The 12137-nt window shown below is 45.4% G+C and carries 10 protein-coding genes; 6 read left to right on the top strand and 4 right to left on the bottom strand.

What is annotated here, in order from left to right:
* The first annotated feature begins 78 nt into the window (after positions 1 to 78).
* From BUB99_RS11860 to BUB99_RS11845, 4 genes are all read left to right on the top strand, one after another.
* Positions 79 to 546, top strand: coding sequence for an NADH-quinone oxidoreductase subunit A (locus BUB99_RS11860; RefSeq protein WP_073122733.1), 468 nt, complete (start codon positions 79 to 81; stop codon positions 544 to 546).
* A 107-nt stretch (positions 547 to 653) separates the two neighbouring features.
* Entirely contained in the window at positions 654 to 1175 is a 522-nt protein-coding gene (gene nuoB, locus BUB99_RS11855; RefSeq protein WP_073122732.1) for an NADH-quinone oxidoreductase subunit NuoB, read from the top strand.
* Positions 1175 to 1678 carry an NADH-quinone oxidoreductase subunit C gene (locus BUB99_RS11850; RefSeq protein WP_073122731.1) on the top strand — a complete coding sequence of 168 codons (504 nt, stop codon included), beginning with the start codon at positions 1175 to 1177 and terminating at the stop codon, positions 1676 to 1678. Before nuoB ends, BUB99_RS11850 begins: the two co-directional genes overlap by 1 nt.
* Entirely contained in the window at positions 1675 to 2892 is a 1218-nt protein-coding gene (locus BUB99_RS11845; RefSeq protein ID WP_084190525.1) for an NADH-quinone oxidoreductase subunit D, read from the top strand. Before BUB99_RS11850 ends, BUB99_RS11845 begins: the two co-directional genes overlap by 4 nt.
* A gap of 633 nt (positions 2893 to 3525) precedes the next feature.
* Here the strand turns inward: BUB99_RS11845 and BUB99_RS11840 are convergent.
* From BUB99_RS11840 to BUB99_RS11825, 4 genes are all read right to left on the bottom strand, one after another.
* Positions 3526 to 4332 carry a hypothetical protein gene (locus BUB99_RS11840; RefSeq protein ID WP_073122729.1) on the bottom strand — a complete coding sequence of 269 codons (807 nt, stop codon included), beginning with the start codon at positions 4330 to 4332 and terminating at the stop codon, positions 3526 to 3528.
* A gap of 606 nt (positions 4333 to 4938) precedes the next feature.
* Positions 4939 to 6477, bottom strand: coding sequence for a flavin-containing monooxygenase (locus tag BUB99_RS11835; protein ID WP_073122728.1), 1539 nt, complete (start codon positions 6475 to 6477; stop codon positions 4939 to 4941).
* The gene (locus tag BUB99_RS11830) at positions 6467 to 6862 is read right to left on the bottom strand and encodes a hypothetical protein (protein ID WP_073122727.1); all 396 of its coding nucleotides are present in this window, start codon (positions 6860 to 6862) and stop codon (positions 6467 to 6469) included. Before BUB99_RS11830 ends, BUB99_RS11835 begins: the two co-directional genes overlap by 11 nt.
* Positions 6863 to 7142: 280 nt before the next feature.
* Complete coding sequence (locus tag BUB99_RS11825; protein WP_073122726.1) at positions 7143 to 9473, bottom strand: carbohydrate-binding protein; 2331 nt, start codon at positions 9471 to 9473, stop codon at positions 7143 to 7145.
* 449 nt (positions 9474 to 9922) lie between these two features.
* Between BUB99_RS11825 and BUB99_RS11820 the strand changes: the two genes are divergently transcribed.
* Both BUB99_RS11820 and BUB99_RS11815 read left to right on the top strand, forming a co-directional pair.
* Complete coding sequence (locus BUB99_RS11820; protein ID WP_073122725.1) at positions 9923 to 11446, top strand: bifunctional ADP-dependent NAD(P)H-hydrate dehydratase/NAD(P)H-hydrate epimerase; 1524 nt, start codon at positions 9923 to 9925, stop codon at positions 11444 to 11446.
* A 142-nt stretch (positions 11447 to 11588) separates the two neighbouring features.
* Positions 11589 to 11978 carry a T9SS type A sorting domain-containing protein gene (locus BUB99_RS11815; RefSeq protein ID WP_073122724.1) on the top strand — a complete coding sequence of 130 codons (390 nt, stop codon included), beginning with the start codon at positions 11589 to 11591 and terminating at the stop codon, positions 11976 to 11978.
* Positions 11979 to 12137 lie beyond the last annotated feature (159 nt).

Raw genomic sequence — 12137 nt, 5'->3', positions numbered from 1 at the left:
GACAATTGATCTGGAATATATGGGCTTAGATCAACTCACCGTAGAGGTCTTCGTTAACTTCACGAAATACAAATGACAATGGAACTAACTAACTACCAAATCATACTATTGTTCGCTGTGGGGGGCTTTGTGGCCATCATGGGTTCATTAGTGACGAGCTGGGTACTCAGACCCCGCAGACCCAACGAGGAGAAACTGACTACCTACGAGTGTGGAGAGGACCCGACGGGCACGGCTTGGGGTAAGTTCAACATCCGATTCTATGTGATTGCACTGGTGTTTGTGTTGTTTGAGACAGAGTTGTTGTTTTTGTTTCCTTGGGCGATCGTCTTTGGGGACGAAGGACTCAATGCCCTCACGCAAGGCAAATGGGGAATGCTCGCATTCGTCGAGATGTCACTGTTTATACTGATTTTAGCATTGGGTCTAGCCTATGTCTGGGGCAAGGGGTTTCTCGAATGGGAAAAGCCAGACGTGAAAGTCACCGACGTAGAGAGCAAAGTCCCAGAAAGCCTCTACGAACAATTGAATACAAAATACCAATAGCGTGGATATGTGTTAGACTCCAGAGACTAGATTGAGACAGAGCATGTACATTCTAGTATTCCCAAAGTCTAATATCTAACATTTAGAATCTAATATCTAAAAAAGAAATGAAAGGTTTACTCGATCAAAAATTCAGCAACGGCGGGGTAGTCATCAGCAGCCTCGAAGATATCACCAATTGGGCACGACTGTCCAGTATCTGGCCTATGGGCTTTGGCTTGGCTTGTTGTGCGATCGAGATGATGGGTGCCTATGCGTCTGGCTATGACTTGGATCGCTACGGCGTGATCCCACGTGCCAGTCCTAGACAGTCCGATGTGATGATCGTAGCAGGTACGGTGACCTACAAGATGGCCGACAGAGTCAGACGACTCTACGAGCAAATGGCCGAACCACGCTATGTGATCTCGATGGGCTCTTGCTCCAACTGTGGAGGTCCCTACTGGGAGCATGGCTACCATGTCGTCAAAGGAGTCGACAAAATCATCCCAGTAGATGTCTACGTGCCTGGATGTCCTCCAAGACCCGAGGCACTGATCGGAGGGATATTGAAGCTCCGAGAGAAAATAGAAAAAGAAACCTTGAGAGAGCCAGAAGGCCTGCGCGAAATCGTAGAAAATCTAGACTAATGGAAATAGCTGAATTCAAAACCCTTGTACAGGATCGTATCGGCGAAGCAGTCGTGATCGGTGTGGACGAAAATGCAACGCCCAAGGCATTGCTCATTGCGCCAGGTTACATCAAGGATGTGTGTCTCTATCTTCGTGACAATGACCAGTCGTATTTCGATATGCTCTCTTGCCTCACGGCCATCGACAATGGGCCAGAGGTCAATACCATGGAGGTCGTCTACAACCTGTACTCGATCCCACTGGAGCAATCCCTCATGCTCAAAGTGACCCTTGATAGAGAAAAACCAGAAATAGACTCGATGACCGAGCTCTGGAAAACAGCCGATTGGCACGAAAGGGAGGCCTATGATCTATTCGGGATACAATTCGTCGGGCACCCCGACTTGAGGAGAATCCTGATGCCAGGAGACTGGCAGGGACACCCCATGCGCAAAGACTATGTAGAGCCCGAAGAATACCGAGGCATGAAAACCATCAGAGAGGAGGAAGATCCATCATGAGCCAAGCCATAGAATACAAATACCGTCCAGAAAACCTCAACGAGTCTGCTCCCAACAAATACACCGAGGCAGACCTGACTCGTGAGGAGATGATCATCAACATCGGGCCACAGCACCCCTCTACACATGGTGTATTGCGACTGGAGGTCGTCACCGATGGAGAGATCGTCGTGGATGTGGTGCCGCACATGGGCTACCTGCACCGATGCTTTGAGAAGCACACCGAGTCGGTACCTTTCAACCAAGGGCTACCCTTCGTAGACCGCATGGACTATGTCGCTGCGATGAACTCAGAACATGCCTTTGTGATGGGAGCGGAGCGAATGCTCGGCATAGAAAACGACATCCCAAAGCGGGTAGAGTACATCCGTGTACTGGTCGCGGAGCTCAATCGCATCGCATCGCATTTTGTGGCGATAGGTACTTATGGACTGGATATTGGAGCGTTTACCCCCTTCTTGTGGGTGATGCGTGATCGGGAGCACATCCTGCGTATGCTGGAGTGGATCAGTGGAGCACGTATGCTCTACAACTACATCTGGGTAGGGGGCTTGTTTTACGATCTACCTGTAGGGTTCGAGGAGAAATGCATGGAGTTCATCAGTTACCTGAAACCGAAACTCAAAGAATTGGATGATGTCCTCATCAACAACAAGATATTCGTAGAGCGTACCGCCAACGTCGGCGTATTGCCTCGCAACCTAGCCATTAGCTATGGGGCAACAGGCCCCGTACTACGTGGTTCGGGATTGAAGTACGACTTGCGTCGTGTCGACGGCTACTCGGTCTATCCGGAGCTAGACTTTGATATTCCCGTAGGTACAGGAGCCATGGGACAAGTGGGAGACTGTTGGGACCGAACCTTCGTCAGAGTACAGGAGGTCAAAGAATCTGTCAAGATCATCGAGCAGAGCCTAGAGCAGCTCACCAAAGCACACAAGCGCACCAAAGATTTTGATCCGAGAGCGGCAGTGCCCAAGAAGATCAGACCCAAAGCGCAGGACTTCTACGTCCGTGCCGAAAACCCAAAAGGAGAACTGGGCTTTTTCTTCCGTACAGACGGTCGATCCGACATCCCTGTGCGCTGCAAGGCGAGAGCTTGTAGCTTCTCCAATCTCTCCGTACTGGCAGATATCACACGTGGACACATGATCGCTGACTTGGTCGCCATCATCGGCTCCATTGATATCGTCATGGGCGAAGTGGATAGGTAAGGCTGTATTTTTGTCTGAACTATGTGGTTGAGTGAAGATTTTTCCTAGCGCGCTGTTGCAAAAGCGCGCTCATTTAGTTTAGTATTATCGATGCGAGTAACCGCATGACGCCAGTATAATGAACCTGCACACAATCTACTCAGCAGGCAATCGTGAGGAAGTATGAAATCCTCGAGTCATAAGCCGTGTATTTGTCTGACATTTCATCAATTCATATCCTTATCCATCGCATTGTAAATACCAGGAAAATAGAGGGGAGAAGCAACAATTGAAATCAGTTATCTTTAAATCGAGCGGATGCTATGACTAGAGGAGCAGTCTTTTTCTTTCCAGTCATTACTGATAATCATAAATTCAAGAATATTTCTACTACTGTTTGAAATTTTATAATCAATATCAGTCAAATCAAAGAGAAGTTTTAGTGCCGCCAAATTGGAAGTTTCGTCTCTTGTATACGTCGGCTGTTGCTATATGCAACAGCCCTGTTTTTATGCACCAACAAAATCAGAAACTATAAAATATTGGATAGCATCGAATTAGATCCCGATGCTATCTAATATTTTATATCCTTAAAAACTGTATCGTTTATTCAGGACTAGAGGTACACAAATTCATGAAAAAATTCACCAATTCTTAAAACGGGACTCCAGGCTGGTACTGACGGTAATCATAAAGCATCGTAACCTCAAGAATATTGCCACTGCTGTCTGAAATTTTATAATCAATATAATTGACACCAGCCTTGGTTATTGCTGTACCGGGAGCTGGCGTCTGCTCTATAACTGTAAGTCCATTGTCACAATTATCAGTCAAATCAAAGAGAAGTTTTAGTGTTGCTAAATTGGATGCCTCGCTTTTTACATACGTCGGGAATTCTGCGTATACAAGTACAACTTCACAAGACCAACCACCAAATAAACCAGTTCTATATTCACATTCACGATTAAAAATAGGCGCTTCTGTATCATTTTCGCATGGATCTACTTCATATATATATGATTTCCATTCCACCCATTCTCCAAAATCATCATGCAAAAACCAAACACTAGCTTTATCATTAGGTTTCCATGTCGGTAAAGCCATACTAAGATCACGAGAATCATCATATATATATAGGAAATCTATACCTTGAAAATAAACTGAAAAAGTCACAACGGTTTCACCCCCTTTCTTTTCTATCACTTGATCCCCTTCGAGATAAAAATATGATGAATTTGGATCATTCGGGTTATCAGAAGGAGACCAAAACGTTGAAGTCTCCGTTGCGAATAATCTACCTTGCTCTATACCATCATTATCATTAATTGATGATTCGAGTAGTTCGATATCCATAGGCTTTATTTGTTGGATATCTTCTTGTAGTAGAACCTCGTCATTACTACAACTAACTGAAATAAATAGCAAACCTATGATTGCTATTTTCTGTATTGTTTTATTCATTTCTTTATTTGTTGTTTAAAACGCAAGAATATAGTCATCACTATACAAATCAATTGTTCGGTAAAAAAAAGATGAGGAGACAGGCAAATACCACTATTTATAGGGGGGTAATTACCAAATCTTATCACTAAATTTAGTGATAGTGCAATCGCACGATTAATAATATTGAACCAATCAAAATGAAAATCTATTTAGAATTAGCCTGTTTATCATAGTTCCACTGCTAATAAAGATATCAATGTTAGTGGTGCGTTTGGAAGAGGGCTTTCTCGATTTAAAATATTGAAAACTTATCTATATCCAATAGGGTTTTATATGATGATGTTCCTGCTAGGTCGTCATTGAAAGTCTCTTTTTCTTGCCTTGCTCATGTCCTCTAAAAACGACTTGTACACCCAGAAAATGATAAGTCGAGATTAGTAAATAGGCTTTTGTCTCTTCAGATTGCCATATTTCACCTTTACCTATTTTTACTTCCCAGTATAGTCAAAGCATTCATACTAAGAGTACCTTATCCCCAGATCTATATGACAGCTACGATATAGATACAGGGATAAGATTATTCATGACTGATGAGCTAAGCTACATGACAGGCATAAACTAGATCTAAGCATCGACTGGCATGACATGTTTGACTTGGCCTTTGGCTTTTCTCTTTGCACTTTTTGCCAAATACTCTTCTACGACTCCTTTGTAGTCGGTAGGGTCGTAGCGCGCGAATATTTCGGCAGGTACATTGGGGAGCTTTCTCCATTGAGAGATGCCCAAGTCTTGAAGCAGAATATCTAGATGTTGCTGATACCTCGTGCTCACAGCGATGTTGAATGTAGACTCATAGGAGGAGTGCGCTATCTTCCACTGGGAAACACGCTGAGCAGAGGCGAGCATTTCTGTCTCTGAAGGCAACTGGAGGTCTTTTTGATGTGCGGCTATTTGCCATAGCGTACCCATCTCACATAGTGCGATGTGCATAAACCCATGATTGTACCCCGCAAATCCCAGATCAGGAATCCGAGGGTCTATCTGATGGCGATAGAGTGACGGCCCTCCATGTACTCGGAGGTACTGTGCGTACGTTTCGGGTAAGAAACCGTAGGTAGGTGCCTCATTGCCGCAACAGATACATACCATGTCGGCTTCTATTTTTTGACCATCGGATAAGATGAGTCCATGTTCAAAAAATGAAGCAACCTCCCCTCGGTAAGGGATGATGCGCTGGTGTGCGACGTATTCATAGTAGTGATTCGGAGCTACTGCCGAGGCACTTCTCAAATCCGGAACAAACTGTGATTTGGGAGGGAAAACCAAGTCCAATACGCTTGGGTCAAGTGTGCCTAACTTTGCATCTTTTCGGTGCTGATACTGAAAGAGCGTAGCTATAAAGCCCCAAAAAGACTTGACCACAAAGGTCAGTTTCTTGTGCAGCAAGTTTTGGATCAAGGAGCTATGGCACCAAGACGGCATCATGTCACTGCCAAAGCGAGAGAAAAAAGGCCGAGTGTAGTCAATCCCTAATAAATGATCGGGGATGGTCCACCTTGGAGTCCTAAAGATGTGCTGCGTGCTTTGGGCTACTGCGCCGCTCCATGCTGCAAAATCGAGAGCCGTCTTGCCAAACCCTACGACGGCCACATGCTTGTCCTTGAAGACTTCTTTGGAATTGATGTTGGTTACGACCTCTCCTCGGTATGAATCGATGTTTTCAAAACGAGGCTTATGCTTTTTGTCTCCTCCAGGGTATTGGCCTGTCGCTATCATGACATAGGCAAAATTCCCTTGCGTTCCGTTTTCAAAAGTCAATTGCCAACCGATATCCTGCTTGACCATTTGAGTCACTTTGTGATTGAGCTTGACCTCAATACCATATGCTGCAACCGCAGCATGCATGTATTTCAAGACTTGCTCCCCAGTCGGGTGACGATCAGGAGTAAATGGCCAGGGGAAATCGGAGAACTGGTATTGCGGGGCGGTGTTTTGCAGCCGGACACCTGGGTAGGTCATGTTCCATTGGCCCCCGATCTGATCGGAGGCCTCATATATTGTGACTGAATAGCCGCATTTTTGCCAAACTCTTGCTGCCGAAATACCCGACACGCCAGCTCCTATAATGGCAATATGCTGACTCTTTAATGAATTATTTTGCATCAGGGTCGATCTCGTCTTTGATCCAGTTGATACCAGTTGCTTCCCAGTCTTTGTTGTTAGAAGCATCTATGTATCTTTCCCATTGGTAGATTCCCGTAGTTTTTGCGATCCTTTTGAACTGCATGGTAGGAATCGAACTACTTAATACGACGACAGATCGCACCATCCCTTTTTGTTTGTAGTTCTTTTGGCCTTCTTCCATGACGCTTTGGCTTTCTGCAGGGAGAGGTTTCATGTCTCTCAGGTCTGCAAACACACCGAAATGAGCAGGGGCTTTTTCTAGCAAGGCTAGAGATTCTTTGTACCACTCTTCCATTTCTTCTTTTTTGATAAAGCCACTAAAAGTGAGGTAGTACCCAAAATCTTTTTGTTCAATTTTGTACATAATTAATAAGTCTTTTATTGTTCTTTCGATAACTGTTAAATTGTCGTTAAGATACTTTTTTTTGTGAAAAATAGTAATGATTCGATTACCTACTTATGCATAAGGGGGTGTGTGTGTCTAACGGTAGGGGCAAAGGAGTCGTGCGTGAGATCAGGTTATCTAACAAGACTGTTTTTGTGGAGATTACATCAAAAAAAGCCCCCAATCTCTCGGGGGCTTCTAAACTAAGAATGATTAAAACCCAGATGCCATGTGGTATGGAGGGTTTACTTCAGGATTACTATCTTTTGACGAACCGGATGCAGTGTACTCCGGTAGCTCCTTGGATGCGCAGCACAAATACGCCTGGATTCAGTGCCGACACATCGATGCGGAGTTCGGAGGCTCCTGAGAGCGACTGATCCAGCTGCATGCGTCCATCCAGACTGTAGATGCTCAGGTGTGAGTCATCAGCCGTTAACCCCTGTAGTGTCAACTGATCAGCGGTCGGGTTAGGATAGCAGGTGAGGCTCGATTGGCTCAGTATATCTGCTCCTGTATTGGCTGTTCTTGCCCCCGATACACTTGCGATTTCGAACCAGTTGAGGTTGAATCCACCCGAAGGGAAGGCCAAGGCCAACTGCTGTTGCCCAGCTGTGAGCTGTACACTATGAGAGACGGTCGTCCACGTTTGCCATCCACCTGTGGCGTTGACATTCATCGTACCGTAGACTGCTCCTCCGCCGAATCCTTCGAGTTGGATCTGTCCACCACCATTTTGCGAAGCGACACGGTAGCTGACGGTATAGGTATCCGTCGCTGGGACGTTGACATTGTAGCCTGCCCAGTCGCCTCCATCGATCCAGCCGACGTTTTGTCCACCGTTGGTGTCAGAGGTGTTTTCAGTTTGTAGCCCAGACATTTGGAAGTAGTCTTCTGCTTGGATCAGTAGTGCTGTCGGGTTGGGGTCAGGGTTTGTCGTACCTCCGTCAGGGGAGAATGCCACGTAGTTGACATTGAGTCCCGATACCGGGAAATAGAGGTGCACCGTCTGACTTCCCGCACTCAGCCAAATGGTGGTAGAGACTGTCGTCCAGTTTTGCCATCCGCCTGTGGCGCTGAAATTGGCCGTGGCGGTAGTGCCTCCGGCTTGCAGCTGTATGCTTTTGCTGCCAGCTCCATCTGCCGCTACTCTGAATTGCACCTGATAGTTGCCCGCACTCGTGACATTGACGGAGTAGTCTGCCCAATCTCCTGCGTCTACATAGCCGATGTTTTCTCCTCCTTCGGAGCATGCTTCTGTTTGGATGCCGCTCATGGTGCTATAGCTTTCGGCCTGTACCGTTCCGGGTAGATTCACGGCTGTGTTGTTTTTAACCGCTTCATACCAGCCTTGATCCCAAGTGAGCCCTGGCGCTCCGTTGGCGATGTTGTTTTGACAAAAGGCAATCATATCGTTGTAGATATTGGCAGGTGGATTGCCTCCGCTGTTGATGAAGTTTTTGAGGTCATTGTATGGGCCGTTGGGATGGATGGTCCAGAGCGTTTTGTCGTGCGACATTTTTTTGAATGACCATGGGAAGTAGTCCACGTCGTTGTTGATGCACCAATCGGTCATGTTTCGCAAGTTGTTGTTGTCACTTTCACCGTATTCCCCCAATATCATGGGGACATTGAGTTTGTTGCAGATGGCGAGTCGGCCGTTGAGTGCCGAGACGTCATTGGAGTAGTGGTGTGTCTGGTAGACGAGGTTGTTGTCCCAGCGGTAGTTGATGCCACTTTGGTTTTGTGTTTCGGGATCCATCCAGTCTAGTTTTTGCATGTCCGAGCCCCACCAGCTGCCTTCTGCCACGATGATGTGGTTGTTGTCTACTTGGCGGATGGCATTTCGCATGGTGATCATGGAGGCCATCAGTTCGAACTCACGACCAGGCTGGGGGACGGGCTCGTTGATCAAGTCATAGCCCCAGATGACGGGTTCGTTTTGATAGTAGTCCGCAATGTGACGCCATACATCAGCTGCGATGTTGACATTGTTTCCATCCCAGAAGGTCACCGTCTCGCGCGGTTGGCTGGCGTTGGAGTTGACATTGTCCGAGTGGTCGCCGGGGTTTTGGTAGCCGGGAGCAGCGTGCATGTCGAGTAGGATGTACATGTCATGTGCACGGCAAAAGTTGACTAAGCGATCGATGTATGCAAAACCTCGGTCTGAGGGTGCGTTGCTGTTGTAGTCCCAAAAGAGGTTGTAGTGAAAGGGCACACGTACCGAGTTGAATCCAAGGCCTTTGAGATCTGCGATGGCCTGCTCGGTGACGTAGTTCATGCGCCACTGGTGCTCAAATTCAATGGCTTGATTGAGATCACCACCGAAGGCATCCTTGACGGAATTGAAAAACTGCGTGTGTGTTCGGTAATTGAAATCACCCATCATGAGGTAACCTTCCCAGAGCAGCCAGTTGCCGAGATTCATGCCGGTGAAGTAGATGTCGTTTCCGTTTTCGTCTACGATCTGTGTGCCATTCGTGTGAATGTACTGCGCGGAGAGACGGGTGCTAGGACACATGACCGCCAGACCGAGTAAGGCCATGACGGTAGCCGTCTTCCAGTTGAGGTTCGTTTTGTTTTTTTTCATAGTAATTAGTTTTAAGTGAAGCCTTGTCGGTTTGCAGATTCACTCTCTCATGCTTTCATAATCAATCAAATAGCCAACCGGTCAAACCTCAGGCATTGTGAATCAAATGTCTCTCGAAGAGAATAAAGAAACTATTCGTAGTAGTGGATTGGTGGATGAGGGTGGAAGTATGGTTTTGTTACAGTCTGTAATACAGTTTGTTATGTTTCGTTTGAAGCTAAAATAAGTGGACAGTTGGGAGTGTCATTACCTTGAAAAAGGTGTGATTTGGCAGGAGAATGTTCTTATATATTCCTTATTTTATTGATCAATAAAGAATGACTCAGCTTATAGGTACAAAGTTTAGAGCGTAGTAGTCATGTTAACCGTTGATGTAGTTTTTCTTAATATTAAGGCAATCAGTCAGGGGACATTATTCTTTAAATTGGGCTTTTTTTAATTTGAATTATATGAATAGTAATCTCTGTCTCAAGATTTTTAGTGCCGAACAAACCCGCCAAGCAGATCAATATACGATTACGCACGAACCCATTGCCTCTATTGATTTAATGGAGAGAGCGTCTACGTGTTTTGTTCAGGCTTTTCTGAGAGACTATTCGAAAGATCAATCTGTTAAGGTCTTTTGTGGGACGGGAAATAATGGAGGAGATGGATTGGCTATTGCCCGTTTGTTATTAGACGCTGATTATCACGTGGAGGTGTACCTCCTTGGTGATGTTGAAAAGGGGACGCCTGATTTTCAGTCTAATTTGAAAAAACTCAAAGGGTTGCTAGCGCCTGTATGGGTCAGTGATATGGTCGTTTTTCCTACTATTGAAAATGGAGATTTGGTCATAGATGCTTTGTTTGGGTCGGGCGTATCGAGACCCGTCGAGGGGATTTATGCAGAATGTATCGAAGCAATTAACCGCAGTATGGCGAAAGATGTGATTGCTGTAGATATCGCTTCGGGACTGGGCTGTGAGACGCGATATGGTAAGGGGGCAGTGATGGAGGTGAGTCATACGATTACATTTCAGTCTCCTAAGTTGACACAATTGTTGCCTGAGAATGATGTACATACTGGACGGTTGGACGTGATCAATATTGGATTGAGTGAAGAGTTTATTCGTTCGGTCGCTGTGCAGCAGTATTTTTTGACTGAAGCATTCATAAAGTCTCTTTTGATCCCGAGAAAAAAATATGCACACAAAGGAGATGCTGGTCGTAGTTTGATTGTGGCAGGGAGTTTTGGCAAAATGGGAGCAGCGGTGCTGGCCGCACAGGCATGTCTCCGATCTGGTGTGGGGCTATTGACGATGCAGGTACCTGAGTGCGGTGTAGATATATTACAGTCGACGACACCTGAGGCAATGGTACGTGCAGATAAGAATAGTAAGGTCAATGAAAAGTTCGATGATCTGGAAGGGTTTGATGCCATAGGTGTGGGGCCAGGTATAGGTACGGAGGACGAAACTGCCAAGCGACTAAAGCTGCTTATAGGGTCGAGTAAAGTCCCGATGGTTTTGGATGCAGATGCATTGAATATATTGAGTCAACATCCGACATGGTTAGAGTATCTGCCTAAGGGCAGTGTGTTGACCCCTCATCCAGGAGAGTTTACTCGGTTGGTAGGGGAGTGGGATGATGATGCGCATAAATTGGCGTTGCAAATGGAACTGGCACAGCGGTTGGATGCGATTGTATTACTCAAAGGGGCGCATAGTACGGTGGCTACCCCAGATGGGCGTCTGTTTTTTAATTCGACTGGTAATCCAGGTATGGCCACTGGTGGTAGTGGGGATGTACTGACGGGAATGGTCACTGCTTTTTTGGCTCAGGGGTATGATAGTCTGTCGGCTACTTTGGTAGCTTGTTTTGTTCATGGTCGTGCAGGAGATTTGTTTTTAGCAGAGGGGGCGGAGGAGTCTTTGATCGCATCGGATCTTATCACTAAAACCCCATTAGTGCTTAAGTGTCTAAAAAGTAGATAGATAGCTTTTCTGTTTTTTGACAGTTATCTTAGTTTTAGTCTAAGGGGTCTTCGGATATTAATAATAATTTAACTATATTCATTTGAACCATTACGAAAGTATTTCGTAAAATCTGCAGCAGTGTTTTTAGTAAGTAATATATATGGAGTTAAAAGCAGTTATACTATGTTTCGTTTTGAGCAGTGCTGCCTTGGTGACCCAGGGACAGTTAGCTGATACGAGAGCAGTATTTGCTTCCAACTCAGAGGTCATTGTCTACTCAGACGAATTACTAGACCTCACCAATCAAATCGATATTTATCCCAATCCTTCAGTTAATTTCATTGTAGTGAATATCGAAAATTCCAACCTAAAGAAAGTTACTTTCCAGCTTCATAGCGTGATCGGTAATACAGTAGATGTGCAGGCCGAATCTATTGGGAAAGACAAATACAAGATCGACCTGAGAAATTATTCATCAGGTTATTATTTTCTAATCATAGAAGATGAAGAGACCCAGTTCAAAGAAGCTTATAAGTTTTTGAAAAAATAATAATGGTTGGTTATAAAAGCCAAGTACTCGTATGAGTCTTGGCTTTTTGCTTTTAGTACACCACCATCTCCAAGGAACAGGCGCATGAAAAAGCCGAAGAGATATTTCCCCTCGGCTTAAAATAATTTTCACTAAAATCTGTCAATCTATTTCAGTACT

The sequence above is a fragment of the Reichenbachiella agariperforans genome (assembly GCF_900142205.1).
Classification (GTDB): Bacteria; Bacteroidota; Bacteroidia; order Cytophagales; family Cyclobacteriaceae; genus Reichenbachiella; species Reichenbachiella agariperforans.
The sequence above is the reverse complement of the archived record's forward strand: the minus strand, read 5'-3'. Positions and strand labels throughout refer to the sequence as shown.

Bases quoted from the DNA above. Each gene is read 5' to 3' on its own strand.
- BUB99_RS11860 (WP_073122733.1), top strand. From the start codon at position 79: ATGGAACTAACTAACTACCAAATCATACTATTGTTCGCTGTGGGGGGC.
- nuoB (WP_073122732.1), top strand. From the start codon at position 654: ATGAAAGGTTTACTCGATCAAAAATTCAGCAACGGCGGGGTAGTCATC.
- BUB99_RS11850 (WP_073122731.1), top strand. From the start codon at position 1,175: ATGGAAATAGCTGAATTCAAAACCCTTGTACAGGATCGTATCGGCGAA.
- BUB99_RS11845 (WP_084190525.1), top strand. From the start codon at position 1,675: ATGAGCCAAGCCATAGAATACAAATACCGTCCAGAAAACCTCAACGAG.
- BUB99_RS11840 (WP_073122729.1), bottom strand. From the start codon at position 4,332: ATGAATAAAACAATACAGAAAATAGCAATCATAGGTTTGCTATTTATT.
- BUB99_RS11835 (WP_073122728.1), bottom strand. From the start codon at position 6,477: ATGCAAAATAATTCATTAAAGAGTCAGCATATTGCCATTATAGGAGCT.
- BUB99_RS11830 (WP_073122727.1), bottom strand. From the start codon at position 6,862: ATGTACAAAATTGAACAAAAAGATTTTGGGTACTACCTCACTTTTAGT.
- BUB99_RS11825 (WP_073122726.1), bottom strand. From the start codon at position 9,473: ATGAAAAAAAACAAAACGAACCTCAACTGGAAGACGGCTACCGTCATG.
- BUB99_RS11820 (WP_073122725.1), top strand. From the start codon at position 9,923: ATGAATAGTAATCTCTGTCTCAAGATTTTTAGTGCCGAACAAACCCGC.
- BUB99_RS11815 (WP_073122724.1), top strand. From the start codon at position 11,589: ATGGAGTTAAAAGCAGTTATACTATGTTTCGTTTTGAGCAGTGCTGCC.